The sequence below is a fragment of the Aquirufa sp. TARAVU-A1A genome, from assembly GCF_054558675.1.
In genome coordinates, this window is the sequence record NZ_JBPXKP010000004.1 from 72,007 (window position 1) to 91,026 (window position 19,020).

9 protein-coding genes are annotated in these 19,020 nt (G+C 44.7%); all 9 read right to left on the reverse strand.

Annotated elements, in window-relative coordinates; all coding sequences use genetic code 11:
* Position 1: 1 nt before the first annotated feature.
* Complete coding sequence (locus V7S75_RS06635) at positions 2-1,609, reverse strand: tail fiber domain-containing protein (RefSeq protein WP_459512442.1); 1,608 nt, start codon at positions 1,607-1,609, stop codon at positions 2-4.
* Positions 1,610-1,879: 270 nt separating this feature from the next.
* On the reverse strand, positions 1,880-3,247 hold the full coding sequence (locus V7S75_RS06640) for a fibrinogen-like YCDxxxxGGGW domain-containing protein (protein ID WP_459512444.1): 1,368 nt from the start codon (positions 3,245-3,247) through the stop codon (positions 1,880-1,882).
* Positions 3,244-5,541 carry a LamG-like jellyroll fold domain-containing protein gene (locus tag V7S75_RS06645; protein ID WP_459512445.1) on the reverse strand — a complete coding sequence of 766 codons (2,298 nt, stop codon included), beginning with the start codon at positions 5,539-5,541 and terminating at the stop codon, positions 3,244-3,246. Before V7S75_RS06645 ends, V7S75_RS06640 begins: the two co-directional genes overlap by 4 nt.
* Position 5,542: 1 nt before the next feature.
* A complete protein-coding gene (locus V7S75_RS06650; protein WP_459512447.1) occupies positions 5,543-6,511 on the reverse strand; it encodes a tail fiber domain-containing protein in 969 nt (322 codons plus the stop codon).
* Entirely contained in the window at positions 6,501-7,931 is a 1,431-nt protein-coding gene (locus tag V7S75_RS06655; protein ID WP_459512449.1) for a LamG domain-containing protein, read from the reverse strand. The genes V7S75_RS06650 and V7S75_RS06655 overlap by 11 nt, the downstream gene beginning before the upstream one ends.
* 2 nt (positions 7,932-7,933) lie before the next feature.
* Complete coding sequence (locus V7S75_RS06660) at positions 7,934-8,953, reverse strand: hypothetical protein (RefSeq protein WP_459512451.1); 1,020 nt, start codon at positions 8,951-8,953, stop codon at positions 7,934-7,936.
* A 1-nt stretch (position 8,954) separates the two neighbouring features.
* Entirely contained in the window at positions 8,955-10,400 is a 1,446-nt protein-coding gene (locus V7S75_RS06665; RefSeq protein ID WP_459512453.1) for a PA14 domain-containing protein, read from the reverse strand.
* A 5-nt stretch (positions 10,401-10,405) separates the two neighbouring features.
* The gene (locus V7S75_RS06670) at positions 10,406-11,386 is read right to left on the reverse strand and encodes a hypothetical protein (protein WP_459512455.1); all 981 of its coding nucleotides are present in this window, start codon (positions 11,384-11,386) and stop codon (positions 10,406-10,408) included.
* Positions 11,387-11,480: 94 nt separating this feature from the next.
* A complete protein-coding gene (locus V7S75_RS06675; RefSeq protein ID WP_459512457.1) occupies positions 11,481-19,001 on the reverse strand; it encodes a hypothetical protein in 7,521 nt (2,506 codons plus the stop codon).
* Between the last annotated feature and the right edge of the window lie 19 nt (positions 19,002-19,020).

Genomic DNA, 19,020 nt, shown 5'->3' on the forward strand with positions numbered 1-19,020 from the left:
TTTATTTCTTTTTCAAGCGTCTTAAGCGCTTCATTTGTAAACGTAATGCCTGAATATCTTTGGCCTGTTGGTCCACTTTTTCATTCAATACTTGCAATGCTTTTAAACTTAAGGCATGTAATGCTTGGTAATTTACAGATTTCGTTTGAAGGCTATCACTTCCCATGGAAACCATTTCAGGAAAAACTTTTTCAACATCCTGAGCAATAAGACCGTATTGTAAATGGCTTTCCGTTTTTCGGTTTTTCCAGTAATAGGAAACGGGATTTAAGGTGTATAAGCGCTTGATTTCTTCGTCGCTTATAGCCTTGATTTGTTCTTTTAATCTACGGTCAGAACGTTGTGTCAATACGTTGTAGTAGATTCCGCCTGCGGTTATGTCGTAGGTTGCTAATCCACCTCCCCAGCCCGTAGGAAAATCAGATAAATAACCGCCACTTGAATTAGGTATAATGACACGTGATGTACCTGTACGGTTCATGATCATTTGCTTGTTGGCTGCACTCGCATTAAAATCCCATGACGAGTTAATTACAAACTGAGTGTTCGCATTATCCAATCCCATGCTATATCCATATTTGCCAAATACATCCAACGCATAAAAGGGATTTCCCCCATTTGTCGTATTGGTTCGCACGGTAATCATGGCATTTGCATTCGCATTCGCACTGTTATTGTTGAATACGTAAATGGATGGGTGGGTGGTGGAAGCGGGGTTCCAACTGCTGGGCACATTTCCGTTTTCGATGTGAAGGCTTGTCCCTGGACTACTGGTTCCTATCCCTATGGCGCCAGCATTTTGAATTGTATTTCCATTCGCATTGATGGCTGTCGTAGCTGTATGATTCCCCAAATTATCCGCCGTGGTAGATGTAGTGATGGATGGGTTTAATTTGGTAATGATGAATGAAGCACCGTAGTATAAAACGCGATTTCCATCTGTATTAATTAATCGAAGCGTACGTGTAGAGGAACTGCAATCAATGATGTCAGTCATAAACGTGGTACCTCCCCAGTCGGTCCCACCACCATTGGCTACGACCGATAAATAATAATCACCGTTAAAATAATTCCATGCCCCACTAGTATATTCCTGCAAACTCATGGCGTTATAGGTATTTGCTTGTTGGTGTGGCAAACCCCATTGAATCTTGTAAATTCCATTCGATAGCGCAAAGGTGGTCCCTGCACTCACACTTAAATCTCCCGCAGCAATATTATTAAAACGCATGTTCCAGGTTGATACGGCTGCACCAGCATTCGTATTAGCAGTAGAGCGATAAATCGCCTGATTTTGCACATTACCTACCGTGGTCGATAAACTGACCCATTTAGCCCCAGTGCCATCCCAATAGTAATAGCCTGGAACGACTTGAAATGGACTAGAACCCGCTGTGACGGTATTAAATACCATAAGTCCATTGGCAGGATTGCTAATAGGGCTCGCGGAGTTTGTCGCCGTTAAAGCCACGCGCGGGGGTAGGAATCCTTTGTTAGAGGACGCAACTTCCAACTTAGCAGATGCATCCGGGCTTGTGGTGCCTATGCCTGTTTGAGCCATGGTTTTAATGGCTGAAAGGATAAAGATTAAAATGAATAAATTCTTCATCGAAATTAATTTATTGTCTCCGCGATTTCGCGAATTTCCCCAGGTTAAAACCTGGGGTTATAAAATATTGGTCTTTAGACTGTAGAGACGCGATACTTCGCGTCTTTTCCCCCAGGTTAAAACCTGGGGTTTCCTTATTTATATTAACCCCAGACTTTAGTCTAGGGAATCGACGCATTTCATGCGTCTCAAACTTTGGCAATCCTGAAAGGTTTGCCAAAGAGCAAACTTCCACCGTCCACCTTCTAACGTCCAATGTCTAACGTCCACTTATCTAATCCAAATTTGATGAAAAGTACTATTAGCTGAGTTAGCAGGATAATCGTCCACTTCCCAGCGGTTGGTAAGCCCACGTATTCCCCAATGGTATGCGGCCCCTTTGTAAAATGGGAATTCAGTCATGGCATTATTTCCTTGAGATGTAAAATAACCATCCAAATTCGCAGGAATATTAGCCGTATGGCCTGTCAGAGTAGTGAAATTTCCAGCCGTAGCTAATCCGGTCACACTGCCTGTTCCTGTGGTAAAATAGTTTATCGTACTCGCATGGGAAGTTTTAAAATGCACTATCCTTGAATGCGCGGAAGTTTTGCCATAGAAACGCAATTCACTGAAAGGAAAGACGCTCAGGTAGGCATTCGAAACATGCCCCCAAGTTGATGCTGAAGCAGATTCATCTGTCCCTAGGGTTGTTGAGTTTTGCAAGGGTAATGAATTGGTCTTAACAACCAAAGCTGGATTGGTATTGGCGGCATGTAAATAATTCAAGACCAAAGTCCATCCACCACCATCCGTGTCCATATCGCAATAACAAATCGCTGGGGCGGTAGCTCCTGCTGAACCATCCGGATCAATTTGGTAGTATCCCGTTGTGGCTTGAGGAAAATTCGTTTTAATCTCATTGCAAGTTTTGAAGAAATAGTCGCGCAACAAAATGCCCAAGCGCATGGATGGATGCCCATATACAGCCATGGGGGTTACACGTACATATCGCCCATACATGACATTGGGGAAATTGTTTGATACCTTCGTGTTTTGATCTGAGTTCATGGACATATTCGACGATACCAATACCCAATCATTGTTATTATTCATGCTTACTTCCACTTTGGCTGAAGTAACCCATTGGGCATAATCCCCCCGCCCTTGTGACATGATGCCTTGTATCCAGCGGGGACTTTTTAAATCATATTGTAGGTAATCGGTATAATTGAGGGCACTTCCAGCCGACCAGCTCGTACCCGAATCAATCCAGGGGATATTTAAACTTGTCCCAAATGCAGTGTTTCCCCAATTACTAGATGACGACCAGTTCGTCGAGAGATTAAAGGACTCCATGGAGGGAGACGCGTTCATAATTGTCGCTGCTATCCATTTACTGCTGGTTCCGGCTAAAGCTAACTTTCCAGTACCTGAAAAGATGATTTTATTGGAATAAACGGGATTGATATTATTCGGAATAGTTACGGTATGCCCATCCATAATGGTCGCCGTTCCCGTCAGGTTTTGCGGACTCGTCCATGTGCCCGTATTCGTAAACGTACCCGTCCCCACACTATTGGTTGTGCCTTGTGCAAACAATCCCCAAGGTAATAAACCACAAAGAAGACAATAGATATATCGTTTCCTATGCATCATAGACCATATTTTGCTTTTGTATTCAAATAATTTTGTAACACCTCTGCCGTACTTAATGCCCGATTATATATGAGGGTTGTCCCAATTTTTCCGTCCCAATAAAAGCCTTCAGGAGCAGTTGCGGTACCTGCCTCTACACCTATGAATATGCTATTCGTAGCATAGGTGATTGTGTATCCAGATGCCGCTAAATCGATGTTATCAACATTTTGCCCATCGACATACAAGCGTGCATAGCGGCCATCGAAAGTTGACACAAAATGATGCCAGCCGGTAAAGCCACTCACACTAGCTGATAAGATACGATATGCATTAGCCGCATAGATATAGCTCTTAAAGGTACTCGCCCAAATATTATGCGAATAGCCTCCTCCCGAGGTGCAGGATAGTGAACATTTGTAATTAGTACCACTAGTTCCTGCGGCCCAGTTGTTGGCGTTTAACCATTGCTCAAGCGTGATGGCCGCCGTTGGTTTTAAGGTATTGTTATGCGGAATACTCGCATATTGCGTCGTGCCATTAAAATTAAAAAATCCGGAAGCATCGTAGGTAGGGGAGTTCACGAGTGAAAAATTTTGCGTATTTCCACTGATGTCACTCCAGGTTGTTCCTGATCCACCATAGGAACTCGACTCGCTCGCATCCAATCGTAATTTAAGACCATCCGTGATGATATTGAAATCATAAGATTTGATGATTAATCCAAAGCGCATGGAGGTATGGTTATACCAATCCGTGGTCCGAGTTAATTTCACACGAACATATTTGGCATAAACTGGCAAATCAAATAAGAAATTGACTATCGTGGTTTGATCCGTATTTAATGTTGCGTTGATTTTCGCATTGGTCCAATTAGTCCCATCTAAACTTACATCAATATCAGCGTTCTTGACCCATTGGGCACTGTTTTGCCTGCCTTGGGTAGCTATACCAGCAATATAGGCTGGGATTGGGTAGATTAAGGTTAGGTATTGGGTGACATCATTAGCGCCGGCAGACCACCCTTGCGGAGAGCCTAACCAGGGAGTATAGTGGTTGGCATTAAGATTATTGTCAATGAAGGGGTCACTCACCCAAACGCTTTTTGCGTCCCAATTGACCGGATTGGAATTTTTCGCTGGGCTGTAAATAAGCGTATTATCTGTCGAGGCATTTTCAGGTGTCCATTTACTCGTTGAAGTATTTAAAAGAAGTTTGCCTGTTCCATTAAATGTGATCTTCTTGCTTTTGAAGGTATTGTTTGCATTGAGGGTTAAAGTATGTCCATCATTAATCGTTAAACCGCCCGATAAATTAACGACATTAGAGATTCCTGCGCTTGTAATACCGCTCGTTGAGGATTTGGTAAAGGCGACATCATTGTTATGTACGGCATAACTTGTATATACGCCCGTGTAAGCTGATCCCGCAGGGAAATCTTCACTAAATTCAATCAAATAACCACTTATTCCCGATGAATTTCCATCGGCTAAATCATTCCAACAAGTAGCCCCACCGGATTTAGCAACGGCACAATCTTCTCCATTTCGACTACCATCCGAGTTATTGGGTTCATTGGCACACCAATTAGCATATTGTCCCGAAACGGTATTCCCAGTAGCTGCATAGGAGGTGTACGTCGTATTCGTAATGCCAGCAACATTGGTATTCCAAATGTTCGTGTTAGCTTCCGGTCCCGCATCTAAGATCCATTGTCCTTCTGTGGCAGCATCGGATATGGCTACCCAAATGTTATTTTGTGATATGTTATTATTGATAAAGTCATTTTCAGCCTGCGAAGTAATGGTTGCTAAATAGGCTGATTTTCCTTTGAAAGCTGCCTGTCCTGTCGCTCCTGATTTGGCATTTGTATAAGTTACCGCTCCCGAAATAAATTTATAATAATGTTTATTGGTTGGATTGTAAATGTAAGATGCATCGTAGTTCGAGACTTCGATGTTAATTTTAACCGCTGTTTTGACACTTCCCATCGAGATGGTCATGGCCGCCAAGCCTGCATTGATGTTATCACGTGTACCGTAAAATACGATGCTGCTAACACTTGTCCAGGAGTTATAGCCATAGTTTTTCGTCAAGCCCGTCGTGGTAGGGAAACTCAAGGTAGCCCCGTTATGGTAGTCCAAACTTAAACTGACGAGTAGTTGATCCGTATTATTTGCCCAGTTAACCACAAAATCCCCCGCATCCACATTGCTGGCATTCGCCTCAATGGTCAAGGGCGCAGGCGCTGTGATCATTTGTCCCCAAACGCTCAGACTACAAAACCATAAACATATCCCAAAGAAATACTTCATCCTAGCGTGCTTGTTTCTTCAGTTTTTTGACTTCGCGTTTTAATTGTTGAATTTGTTTTTGTTGGGCCTTCACCGCCTCCACGAGTAAGGCAACTACCTTGTCGTATTGTACCGATTTATATCCCTCTGCTGTGTTTTCCGTCTGTATGATTTCCGGAACAACTTTTTCAACTTCTTGGGCTATGAATCCCATGGTGCGTTTTTCCGAGAACATGCGTTGTGGAAAGTCGGTCGTATTCCAGTTGAAGTTCACGCCGCGTAATTGCATCACTTTGGCCAACGGGTTTTCGATCGGAGCGATGTCTTTCTTGAAACGGATGTCGGAAGAACCTGCGATGGAATTCGCAATGATGTCACCAGCAACTTGTAAACGAACCGTAGGAGCCAATGTGCCCATCCCAACAAATCCATTTTCTTTGATCGTAATCCCATTCGTTTCACCTAATCCATTGAAAATACGTAGACGTGCGTCAGCTGAAGTTGTACCGTATTGATCCAAAGTCCAATCAACAGTTGACCCCGTTATGGATTTTTTGAAGGTGATTTGACCTCCTTCGTAATTTGCTGAAGATGGATTTAAGGTGATTTCTCCAGCGACTGAACCATCAGCTGCGCCTACGGTAAGCGTTGTCGCTGGGGTGCTTGTTCCTATACTCAATTTTCCATCCGCTGATAAAAACATCCGATTCGTGTTATTCGTACCCCAAGCAATATTCCCTGTTGTAAAATGGTTCATGAAGGTTAATTGCGTTGAACTCGCACCAGGAAAACCAAAATAGGCATAACGTGTCGTGGGCCCTTGTGGAAATAACTCCATGTACACATGATCCGTTCCTTCAATACGGAAGGTTTGTCCATTGGATTTTACATGTAGCTTCACGGCAGGGGACGTCGTGCCGATACCCGTTTGGGCTTTTGCTCCAAAGCTTAATCCTAAAATTGCGAAAATGAATATGCGTTTAAAGTCCATGTCTTGCTTTGTCTTTATTGAATTTTGCTGTTATTTCTGCTTGCGTTAATTCGCGATTGTACACTTTGAATTTGGTCATATACATCTGTTGGAGGTAAGAGGTATCCCATCGCCAACAACCTATACGCATAGAACCACTATTAAAAGTAGCATTACCTGGATAAATTGTTCCAAATTGTAACGCGAGTGATTGCTGTACTCCATTTACATAAATTTTATTAGAAGTGACTAATCCCGAATTCATCACGAATACATAATGTTTCCAGGTATTCGCAAAGCCACTTGTCTGCGTGGTGTTTAAACCATATGAGTCTCCTCCGGCGGTATTAAATCCCAATGTGCCATTTGCTGTGAATACATCGTAAAGATTAAAACCAAAAAACATACCTCCAGATAAACTAGTCGGATAAGCCCACATTTCAACCGTTAATGTCGTGGCTCCGTTTAAGTTGAAGGTAAAATCTGAATAACCATATCCATTAAAATACATACTCCCGCTCGCGGCAGCATTATACGCTACTGCCGTCGTTGTTCCATTATTGGATGCATTGGTAGCGGTGATTCCGGCACCCGAAATATCCTTCCAAGAGGTTCCCGTGCCGGGATACGAATTCGTGTTCCCTGCATCCAAAAAGAAAACAAGATTATAATTCGTTTTTTCTTGTTGGTATATGTTGTTGATTTCAGCTGAACCTAATGCCGAACTGTAAAATTTAAAATCGGCCAATAAAAAATGTCCCCAGCCGCCATGACCCATGTTGGTGACATTGTCATAGGCCCCTATGCCAAAATATTGTGGACTTGTTAAACTTCCCATCGCGGGTCCATCTCGTGTATAGCTTGCCGTTCCTACCAAAGCATTATCTAAATAGGCTTTGACTTGATTCCCCGTATATACGAGTACAACATGGTGCCATGCATTAAGTGTAACAGTGGATGCTGTGGATATCACGCTATTTTTAGGCCAAACTGAGAATTTCAAATAGCCAGCAACCATTTCTATGTCGGTGGTATGATAACCTCCGGCAACAACTGTCGAGTTTAAATCAGATACCACAACACCATTGGCAAGGGTTGGGTTAAACCAAAGGCTCATCGTAAATATACCTGATCTTGTGGTGGATGTAACTTGCGGATAATAGGTCCGTAAATCGCCTACCATCATGTAGTTCCCGTTGGCCGGTAAAAATTGAACATAACCCGGATCAGCAAAATAAGTAGGTGATCCAGCTAGTGTCGCTGGTATAGATTTGCCGGTTGTATTGTTGACGGTTGTACCAGTTCCTGGATAAGAACTAGAATTACTGAAATCATAAGCCGCAATGAGATTATTTCGCGTGACATTTCCCCCATAGCTCGGCGAATAGAATTGCGCCAGCATGACAGAAGGTATCAGTAAAAATAATATCAGTATCCGCATCTTTAATTTCCTAGTTCGCCTGAGATAACCACAATATTACTTCCCAAATGCAAGACCGTCGCAATCGCATATTGGCCTAATGTTTTCGTATACGAATTCCGATTGATAATCGTAACACCTACAGCACCCGTAAAGGTGATTTGTCCAGCACCATATTGCAAAACCATGCAGTTGAAACCCGTAGGCAAGCCCGTTGGTATCGTCACTGTGATGGCTGACGCCGCTGTGGATTGAATCACCTCCGCATTATCCGCAGCTGCAAGGGTATAGGATGCTGAAATAGAAGAAATATTAGCCCCAAAACCCGAAAGCGTATTCGTATTAGCTCCCGCCACATTCCCGCTAGCATCTATGCGCATACGTTCCGTGCCGGCGGTACGAAAGACGATGTTATTGCTCATTTCAGATACGGTAGAATAGCCAGATATATCGATGGATGCTTGCGTGTTTGTATTCGTACCTCCACCCGCCGATAAGCGCAGAAAGCCATCGTCCGCACCATCCGCTTGAACGGTGCCCGAGGAAGAACCCACCCCGCGTATTTCATAATTCCCGATACTACTCGTATTCAATGCGGGTCTAGTGCTAGCATTACTAAATCCATCGTGAATACGAATTCCACCACCCACCAAATTCAATTTCGCAGTAGGCGAGGAGGTACCTATCCCCACATTACCTCCCAATGGATTTAATACCAAATTGTAATTCGTTCCATAAGTCTTGTTCCGTGCCTGAATCCAAGCAAAGGTAGATGTGCTACTTAAACCAAAGTCCAGCACATGGGCGACCGACAAACCACTCAAGCGTAAGTTTCCATTCGCAGCAGAACCACTCGTGGCAGGATCTGCCGTAGCTGTTTCCACTTGGAATTTATTCACCGGCGCGGAGGTTCCTATACCTGTTTGTGCAAGTAATTTTCCATTTTGGAAAATAAGTAGTACAAAAAAGAAAATTACAGCCCATATGTTACAAGCTGGGCGATTAGCATACGATAACAATAAAAGCTTGAATATTTTTCTCATGTTATCTGACATATATTTCTACGCGTGCCGACCGATTTACCCCGGTTGTATTTTGACAACAGGAAATATAATCTCCTGCCGAATAATTGCCCCAGGCCATGCCTATGCCGCCTGAAACGTCATTGGATTGTTCGTCACCGGTAGGATATAATCCACCCCCGTTTTCATTCCAACCGAATCCCCAACGAACATTGGCACCTCCGCCGGCATTCGCATAATTGTATCCATAAAAGCGAACATCCGTTTGTGAGGAAAAAGCAGTCCCTTTTCCGGTAAAAGTGGATGCATCCTTAAAATAAAGTTTTGTCGAACTTGCGAAAAAGCCCACCGGTGTGATGCGAATTCCATTATTGAAATTGTTCTGTAACCAGCACCAGTTATTATACGAACTCAATAAATTCACAGACCCACCTGTTCCTGAATTATAAGTAGATCCTATGTCAGGAAAAAGGGCCATCATATCTTTAGCATAAAAATAATTCATGACATCAAATTTCGCATCGCCATCGTTCCGATTGTAAGCCGTGGGATTTAAGGTATTAATCGCCGTCCAATAGGTACTTCCATAATAAAAGGTTGTTCCTCGGGTCGCCTTCATCATCATCATCCAGCCACCACCATCAATGGTGTTACTCAATAAACAATATACTTGCGTAGGTCCCACAAAGGGTAGATTAATCCAATACACGTTGTCGGTATAATTACCAAAAGCCGATTGAAGATACTTCGCATTAGGCGCGGCCTTGGCAGCTGAACTACCGTCCAAATCCGGCGTGCTCACTAATTCCTGTAAGTTCTGCGTCCAGGATTGATAATAGGTATTGGCTGGTAATGAACTTTGATAGGCAGATGGGGCAGCGGCCTGGGTAGGCGATTTCCAATAAAATCGTAAGCCAAAGACACCGCCTCCTTGCTGCATTCGAATTTCATAGCTATACTTTTGGCCAGCGGTCAATGATATACTGCCTTGATGTGTTCCTAGGGCTCCAACGGCCTGACCAGCATAACTGGATATTATGGTAGATCCGTTGATTGTAAAATCATTCGCATCATCAGTCTCCAAAGTAAACGTGTACGTGCCAGTTTCTAAGGGAATAAACGTTCCCTGAATTTTGATAGCGAAATAGTTACCTGAATTGGGTAGCGTAATACCTAGGCCACTAAGTTCAGTACTTGTGGTCCAATCAAGTATTTTGGCGGAATTCGTCCGACCGGATTTTGTAAGGGTCGTATTGGAATTGTTCGTATTGAACATATTATCCATATCCGTTTTATTGGCAGGTGGAACCGGATATTGGGTCGTTGTCCCATTTCCCGCATTCGTACTATATACCCAATAATCAAACTGTAATTTTGGTTGGCGTTGCGTTCCCTGCAATGGCGCAAGCATCTGTGCGTTTCCGGAGAAATGCAGACAGGCCAAACAGAAAAATAACACCCTTTTCATATTCATTAATTATTCATGTCTCCAGAGGATACATAGACATTGGATGCGATGCAAACCAGTGTCAACATACTGTATTGTCCCGCGGTTTTGGTATATCCATAGCGGTTCGAGATGGTTACGGCCGAGGGAGACAAGGTCACCTGACCCGTTCCTTTTTGTAAAATCATGCAGTTGAATCCCACCGATATGGCTGGAACAGTCACCGTAATAGCACTCGCATTATTGAAGGTTATGATTTTTCCATTATCAGCCGCCGTTAAGGTATAGGTCGTTCCCGTTTGATCATTCATCACCGTGCCAAAGTTGGCCAATGTACTCGTCCCACTCGTCCCATTCAGATTGCCTGCCAAAGTCGTCGCACCCGCATTATCAATCCGCATACGCTCCGTACCCGCTGTCCGAAATATAATGTTATTACTCATCTCAGATACGGTAGAATAGCCGGATATATCGATGGAAGACTGGCTACTCGCCGTGGAACCACCACCTGCGGATAGACGAAGAAAACCATCATCGGTTGCATCATTCTGACTTGCGCCACCCACCCCGCGAATTTCATAGTTTCCAACGCTGCTGGTATTGACGGCTGGCCTCGTTCCCGTATTGCCAAAACCCGTAGCGATACGGATACCTCCACCCACTAAGTTTAATTTAGCCGTAGGAGCGGTGGTACCGATTCCGATATTTCCGCCGTTGGGATTTAAGATCAAATTGTAATTTGTTCCATAGCCACTTTCCGAGCGCGCTTGAATCCAACCATAAGTTGATGATGAGCTGACACCCATATCGATTACATGAATACCCGAGGTACCACTCAAACGTAAGATCCCATTCGCCGTAGCTCCGGATGTGGCAGGATCCGCGGAAACACCTTCTACTTGCAGTTTATTGACAGGGGAGGTGGTTCCTATGCCTGTTTGTGCAAATAATTTTCCATTTTGGAAAATTGCTAGTAAAATAAAGAAAATAGCAAATCGCTTTTTCATATAGATGCCTTCAGAAGACGATTAAATAGGGATTGTCGTATTTGGAAAATATTTCGATGTAAGAAAATGATTTTCCAAATACGACAATTTAGTTTTAGAACAATGCACGTAATATGATCCAGTTCGTACCATCCGAGATTGCCTTAATCCAGTTGTTGGATGGTTCAATACCGATATTCAAACTAGTTGCTGCAGTTGTCGTGCTATCGGAAATTAAGGTTCCCCCAGCCGATGCTACTCCCACTGAAACACTCGCGATGTTTTTAATGGTAATTTCCCGACCAGCTCCCACGGTAACCGCACTTGGTAAAGTAATGGTTTGTGATGCTGTAGAACCTGAGAAAACTAACACGTTGGCATTATCAGTCGTAGCAATGGTATAAGTAGCTGTTTTGCTTAGTACACCTGCTCCACCATTATTTGACCATGTAGCTAAACCATTGGCATCTGAAGTAAGGACTTTCCCTAAACCGGGTGTTCCACCAGTCACGGTTAAGGTCCCAGTTAATTTCGTGTCGCCTGTTACTTGTAATTTATATGCACCTCCATCGGTTGTACTTCCAACTAATACCTCACCCATGAGGGCGGTCATCGTTGTAGCTGAGTTACCGATTTTGGTTGTATTGCTACCCAAACCAATTGTTCCTGCAGACCCATCGTATCCTGAAATGACAATTTCATTGGTTTCTGCATCTGCCGCAGGTCGGGTGTCGTATCCTATGAAAATACTGTACTTACCAGCCGTGTTTGAACCACTTAATCCAGCTTGATATCCAGCACTTGCTCCAATCATAATATTGTTATCGTTTCCTGTTGTAGCTGCGGTACCTAAATTAGCTCCAGCACCATCCCCAATAGCCACATTATAATTACCTTTTACATATCTTAATGCTTGTTGGCCTATACCAACATTATAATTATATGTATTCATTCCATTCATTGCTGCATTACCAATTGAAATGTTATTACTTCCGGTAGTATTTGAATTTAAGCTACTGTATCCTAATGATACGTTTCCTGATCCTGTTGTATTTGAAACTCCACTATTTCCTCCCACCATGGTGTTGTAATTCCCCGTTGTATTTGCATTTAAAGTAGAAGTCCCCAAAGCTGTATTCCCAGTACCTGTTCCACTTCCTTTACCTACTTTTACTGTATTTACACTAATATCAGAACTAAAGGTTTTGCTACCTGCAAATGTTTGGTTTGTTGTATTAACCACCCCGCCATTGGTTGCATCGGCTGGTTGGAGCGTCAAGGTCGTTCCCGATATACTCGCACCATTTGCATTGGGTACAGAACCAATCGCCGCCATGGTTGTAACACCACCCGCTAAGGTTGTCCAAGACGGAGCTCCTGAAGCTAAGGTTAATACCTGACCATCGGTTCCTTTAGCTAAACGTGTACCCGTACCTGATGTTCCACCGTAGATGATATCACCAGCAGTTGTCATCGGAGATAAGGCATCAAATGCCGCTGCTTTGGTTGAGGCACCCGTACCACCGTTGGCTAATGGCAAAATACCTGTAACCCCCGTTGTCAACGGTAAGCCCGTAGCATTGGTCAAGGTTCCTGAGGCAGGTGTTCCCAATACCGGAGCTGTGAAGGTAGGTGAAGTTAAGGTCTTGTTTGTCAAGGTCTCTGTTCCTGCCAAGGTTGCCAAGGTTCCTGATGCAGCTGGTAAGGTAATCGCAGTACTTGTACCCGCTACTGCCGGAGCTGAAATCGTCGCCGTTCCTGAAGTGGATCCGGCAAAGGCAATCGATGTCGCCGAGGCAACTCCTAATACCGGCGTAACTAAAGTAGGAGAGGTCGCGAAAACTAAATCACCAGAACCTGTTTCACTTGTCATAGCAGCTGCTAGATTCGCACTGGATGGCGTTGCCAACCAAGTTGCAACCCCAGTTCCCAAACCTGTTACTTCCGTCACGGCTGGATTGGCATAAGTAAATGTACCCGTACCTGTGTTTTTCAAGAAACCAGCGCCATTGCTTAAGGAACCAATTGTCGTTAAGTTGGTATAAGCCGCTTGCTTACCATTGAATGTTGACCAATCAGCACTTGCTAAATAACCAGCTGCACTTGCACTCGCTGTAGGGATAGTTGACCATGAAGGTGCACCGGAAGCTAAGGTTAATATTTGCCCATCCGTTCCTTTGGCCAAACGTGTTCCTGTTCCAGATGTCCCTCCGTATATAATGTCACCTGCGGTGGTCATTGGTGATAAAGCATCAAATGCCGCGGCTTTGGTTGAAGAACCTGTTCCACCATTAGCTAAAGGTAAAATACCTGTTACACCCGTGGTTAAAGGCAAGCCCGTCGCATTGGTCAATGTACCCGATGCCGGTGTTCCCAATACCGGTGCAGTGAAAGTAGGAGAGGTCAAGGTTTTGTTGGTTAGCGTTTCTGTTCCTGCCAACGTTGCTAAAGTTCCAGATGCAGCTGGTAAAGTAATCGCAGTGCTTGTACCCGCTATTGCCGGAGCTGAAATCGTCGCCGTTCCTGACGTGGATCCAGCAAAGGCCACAGATGTCGCTGATGCTACACCTAATGTGGGTGTTACTAAAGTAGGAGAAGTCGCGAAAACCAAAGCACCTGAACCTGATTCATCTGAAATGACACCTGCTAATTCGGTTGATGTTGTCGCAGATAAAGCACTTAATTTATTTGTCGTATAAACACCATTCGTCACCGTTGCCGCATTTCCTGAAATAGAACCTACAATGGTTGATGAAAACGTTTTGGCACCGGCTATCGTTTGAGCGGTAGTTAAATCCACAAAGTTCTGGGTAGTCGAACCTGTACCCCCGGCACTAATTGGCAAAGTACCTGAAGTAATTGCCGTTGTGCTCGTCGTATATAATGCACCCCCACTTGTATAGCTTGTTAATCCCGTACCACCCGCACTCGTAGGTAAAGTACCTGTAGTTATAGCTGAGGTACTCGTTGCATACATGGCACCCCCACTATTAAAGGATGTCATACCCGTACCCCCTTGATCAGTTCCTAAAGTGCCTGTACTCGTCAAGCGCTTCGATGCATCGGTGAAGACTCCTTTGGAAGCCGTTAAAGCAGATAAGGTAGTAGCGCCTGTAATCGTAGCTGTACCACCAATGGTTGTATTTCCTGTTACAGCTAAGGTTGTACCAATGGTACCAGAACCACTGATATTGAAATCTGTGCTAGCTTGTTGTGTCGTTCCATTGATTACATAGTTCGTGGAACCAGAAGGTAAATCAGCTGCGACTAAACTTCGGAAACTTGGTGCAGAAGCGGTTGCACCAGAAGTAGGTCCGGCAAAGACTAGATTAGCAGCTACCGTTGTTACCCCCGTACCACCATTGGCAACGGGTAAAGTTCCTGTGATATCTGAAACGGCAACGCCTGACCAAACAGGAGCCGCAGCAGATGTTCCGTCACCCGTTTGGGTTAAGAATTTCTTTGTTGCGGATGAGTTACCAGCCAATAAAGTAGTTGTGTTCGCTGCGCTTTGGTAAGGCATTGAACCCACAGCACCGCCGTTTAGGTTGCTTGCTTTACTTGCTAAACCTGTTAGGTTGGCCGTAATAGTTCCAGCCGCAAAATTGCCACTTGCATCACGAGCAACAATGGCAGAGGCGGTATTCGCATCATCTGCAGTTGTTGCAGAATTACTTACCTTTCCTGCAGTTGAGATGGTTGCCAATTTCGTATCTGCAATCGCAGCAGAAGCGTTAATGTCGGCATTCACAATCGTTCCATCCGCAATCTTCGCAGAAGTAACGGCAGCGTCATTGATTTTGGCAGTTGTTACTGCACTAGCAGCAATGGCAGGGGAAGCAGCCGTTCCCGTTAGGTCGCCAGCTAATTGAATCTTACCTTTTGTTGTAGCATCAGCATCCGGTGCTCCGGCTGTTACACTAGCATCCACGTAATCTTTGATCGTTTTGACCGCGGGGTATTTCGTTAAGGAAGCCGCATCGGTTGTCATGTTTGTACTTAGGTTAGCCGTTGCTTGAGCGCCTAAGGCAGTCAAGGCATCCGCAGCCGTTGTTGAACCCGTACCACCATTCGCAATGGGCAAGGTTCCTGTTACCCCCGTTGTTAAAGGTAAACCTGTTGCATTCGTTAATACCCCGGAAGCAGGTGTTCCCAAGGCAGGTGCCGTGAATGTTTTATTTGATAATGTTTCTGTACCTGCTAAAGTGGCCAAAGTTCCTGAAGCGCTTGGTAATGTAATCGTAGTCGTTCCGGCTACCGCTGGTGCTGCTAAGGTTGCAGTACCCGAAGTAGAACCCGCGAAGCCTACGCTTGTTGCGGAAGCCACACCCAAAGTAGGTGTTACTAAGGTAGGAGAAGTCGCAAATACCAATGCACCAGAACCGGTTTCATTCGTTACGGCTGTGGCTAAGTTGGCACTTGTTGGCGTTCCTAAAAATCCACCTACGCCCGTTCCTAAATCCGATACATCCGCTATAACTACAGAACCCCAAGCGGGAGCGGCGGATACAGAACCTGTTCCGGTTTGGGTTAAGAATTGTTTGGTGGCTGAAGTGCTTCCTGTTAAAAGCGATGTGGTGTTGGCGGCTGATTGATAAGGAAGTGCTCCTAAGGTTCCGCCGTTAATATTACTTGCTTTACTTGCCAAACCTGTTAAGCTTGCGGTGATCGTACCCGCGGCAAAATCACCGTTGGCATCCCGCGCAACAATCGCAGATGCGGTGTTGGCATCGGTTGCTGTTGTCGCTGAATTGCTAACTTTTCCGGATGTAGAAATAGTTGCCAATTTCGTATCTGCGATCGCCGCGGATGCGTTGATGTCTGCATTGACAATCGTTCCATCGGCAATCTTCGCAGAAGTAACTGCTGCGTCGTTGATTTTGGCTGTTGTTACGGCACTCGCTGCAATGGCAGGAGATGCGGCAGTGCCGGTTAAATCGCCGGCTAATTGAATCTTACCTTTCGTGGTAGCATCCGCGTCTGGGGTTGCTGCCACCACGCTCGCGTCTACATAATCCTTCACCGTTTTCACGGCTGGGTATTTGGTTAATGATGCCGCATCCGTGGTCATGTTGGTGCTTAGGTTCGCTGTTGCTTGTGCACCTAAAGCGGTTAATGCAGCTGCTGCTGTCGTAGCACCCGTACCCCCGTTTGCAATACTAACCGCCTCACCAAATTTGGCATTTAAGATGGTTGCATCTGCAATTTTAGCATTTGTGATCGCTCCGTCAGCAACTTTAGCTGTTGTGATCGCATTAGGTGCTAATTTTGCTGTGGTTACATTGGCGTCAGTTATTTTAACCGTTGTCACTGCATCATCCGCTAATTTTGCTGTTGATACGTTCGCATCTGCAATTTTCGCTGTAGTTACATTTGCATCCGCAATTTTGGCAGTTGTTACATTGGCGTCTGTAATTTTTACCGTGGTGATTGCGTTGTCTGCTAATTTCGCTGTTGTTACATTGGCATCCGTAATTTTTGCAGTTGTTACGGCATTTGCAGCTAATTTCGCTGTAGTGACGTTGGCATCTGTAATTTTTACTGTGGTAATGGCATTGTCTGAAATCACCGGCGCAGCTGCTGTTGTTCCAGTGCCTGCCAAATCACCCCCTAATTGGATTTTACCTTTCAATGTTGTTGTGGCATCCGCGATGGTTGCTGCTGCTACCGTATTGTCCACGTAATCCTTGATGGTTTTAACGGCTGGATATTTTGTTGTTGAGGCGGCATCTGCAGAAACATCGGTACTCAAATTCGCTGTTGCTTGCGCGCCTAAATTCGTCAAGGCTGATGTTGCTGTTGTCGCCCCAGTACCTCCATTTAAGATGGCTACGATTCCAGTTACATTGGCCGCATTTCCTGTAATATTTCCAGTTATTTTTGATCCTGAAACTGTGGCAATTTTAGCATCCGTTACATTAGCATCTGTGATCTTAGCGGTTGTAATAGCATTATCGGCAATATCTGCCGTTGCGATGGTACCGTCAGCAATTTTAGTACTCGTCACCGCGCTTGTCGCGATGGCAGGCGCGGCTGCTGTACCCGTTAAATCACCGGCCAATTGAAGTTTACCTTTGATTAAGTTTGTTGCATCTGCAATGGTTGCTGCAGCAACTTGGTTGTCCACATATACCTTAACCGCATTTTGGGTTGGGTATAATTGGTCACTTGTTCCTAGGGCTGTGGCTGTAGATTTATTACTTACATTTTCTTTGTTCGCCAATGCGGGTACCGTAGGTGCACCTGCCGTTCCACCCAAATCACCCGCTAATTGAATCTTTCCTTTTGTTGTTGCATCCGCGTCAACGATGGTTGCCGAGGCAATGGCTCCCTGAACGAAAGCGGTTGTAGCTAAGGCCGTCGAGTTATTCGCCGGGCTTTGTGTTACCCCTGTTGTTCCGGATGGCAATGATGGCGTTCCGGTGAAGACAGGGGAATTTTTATCAGCTTTGGCATCTACTGCAGCTTGTAGGGCAATCCCTTGAGTCGCTTGGTCCACATAGGTTTTGATGGCGCGAACAGATGGGTATTTCGTATCTGAGCCCGCATCGGCTGATACGTTTGTAGATTTGTTTGAAAGGCTTTCTTTTGTCGCCAAACCGGGTACCGTTGGGTTCGTGGCCGTTCCGCCTAGATCACCTGATAATTGAATTTTACCCGAAGCTAAAGTCGTTGCATCAGGTGCACCAGTAGCTACTGCAATGTTAATCGCATTGTCCACGTAGCTTTTTGCTGCTCGTTGTGTTGGAAATAATACGTCCGATGGGTTACCACCCCCTAGATCAGTAGCCGTAGATTTATTGCCGGCTGATTCATAGGTAGTGCCCAAATTATTCACCGCATTGGCTGTTGCCTCCGTGATGTTTTGAACATATCCAATTTGAGAACTTAAAGTGTTTGCTGTGTTCGTTAATTGATTATTGGTGCTATTGATGCGATTATTGTGATCGTCTAATGTACTGTTGATGTTGGTAATATCTGCTTTTACTTTCTTATCTAAGGCCTCAATGGTTTGGTTGACAACGATGAATTTACCTTCATTGGTGGCTTGATTATCCGCAATTGCTTTAGAATTTAAGGCTATGTTGGTCTTTAATGGATCCAAATCTTTGGGTACCAAATAGCCTGTGTCATTGTTGAATTGACTCAAGTTTTTAGGCGTGTCACGCACGTTTTTGTAGTCCACGGATTCTGCATAAAGCGCGTATGGCGTGAAGTTCAGTTTTTGATTGCTGACAGTTGTGTATTTCGTACCACCGTCAAAGTTTACGGCTACGATGAGTGATTTCAATTCCGCATCCCAAACGATGGAATCAAAGGTGCTGTATTTGCTGATTCCCGTCGCATTACTGCTGTTGGAAGCCGTAGATGCACCCGTTCCCACGGTCAAGGAAATAAGACCGAATTCGTCCGTGGTCGTTTGTTGGATCTCTTCATAATCCACGCCGGCCGACGTTTTCAATGTGAATCGGACCCACACTTTTCCGTTGGAAAGGGGTTGACCTGTGACATTGACACCAGGAACCTCGATGGTTTTGGGGTCAAGGATGACGGCTTGGTAATTAAGGCCTTTCTTTTGTGCGAATGCGTTGAATAGGCTGACTGTGAGAACAATTAACAGGATTAATTTTTTCATCGTTTTAAAACCCTTTTTG

Excerpts from the sequence above, each read along its gene's own strand:
- V7S75_RS06650 (WP_459512447.1), bottom strand. The coding sequence starts at position 6,511 with ATGGACTTTAAACGCATATTCATTTTCGCAATTTTAGGATTAAGCTTT.
- V7S75_RS06665 (WP_459512453.1), bottom strand. The coding sequence starts at position 10,400 with ATGAAAAGGGTGTTATTTTTCTGTTTGGCCTGTCTGCATTTCTCCGGA.
- V7S75_RS06675 (WP_459512457.1), bottom strand. The coding sequence starts at position 19,001 with ATGAAAAAATTAATCCTGTTAATTGTTCTCACAGTCAGCCTATTCAAC.
- V7S75_RS06645 (WP_459512445.1), bottom strand. The coding sequence starts at position 5,541 with ATGAAGTATTTCTTTGGGATATGTTTATGGTTTTGTAGTCTGAGCGTT.
- V7S75_RS06655 (WP_459512449.1), bottom strand. The coding sequence starts at position 7,931 with ATGCGGATACTGATATTATTTTTACTGATACCTTCTGTCATGCTGGCG.
- V7S75_RS06670 (WP_459512455.1), bottom strand. The coding sequence starts at position 11,386 with ATGAAAAAGCGATTTGCTATTTTCTTTATTTTACTAGCAATTTTCCAA.
- V7S75_RS06660 (WP_459512451.1), bottom strand. The coding sequence starts at position 8,953 with ATGAGAAAAATATTCAAGCTTTTATTGTTATCGTATGCTAATCGCCCA.
- V7S75_RS06640 (WP_459512444.1), bottom strand. The coding sequence starts at position 3,247 with ATGATGCATAGGAAACGATATATCTATTGTCTTCTTTGTGGTTTATTA.
- V7S75_RS06635 (WP_459512442.1), bottom strand. The coding sequence starts at position 1,609 with ATGAAGAATTTATTCATTTTAATCTTTATCCTTTCAGCCATTAAAACC.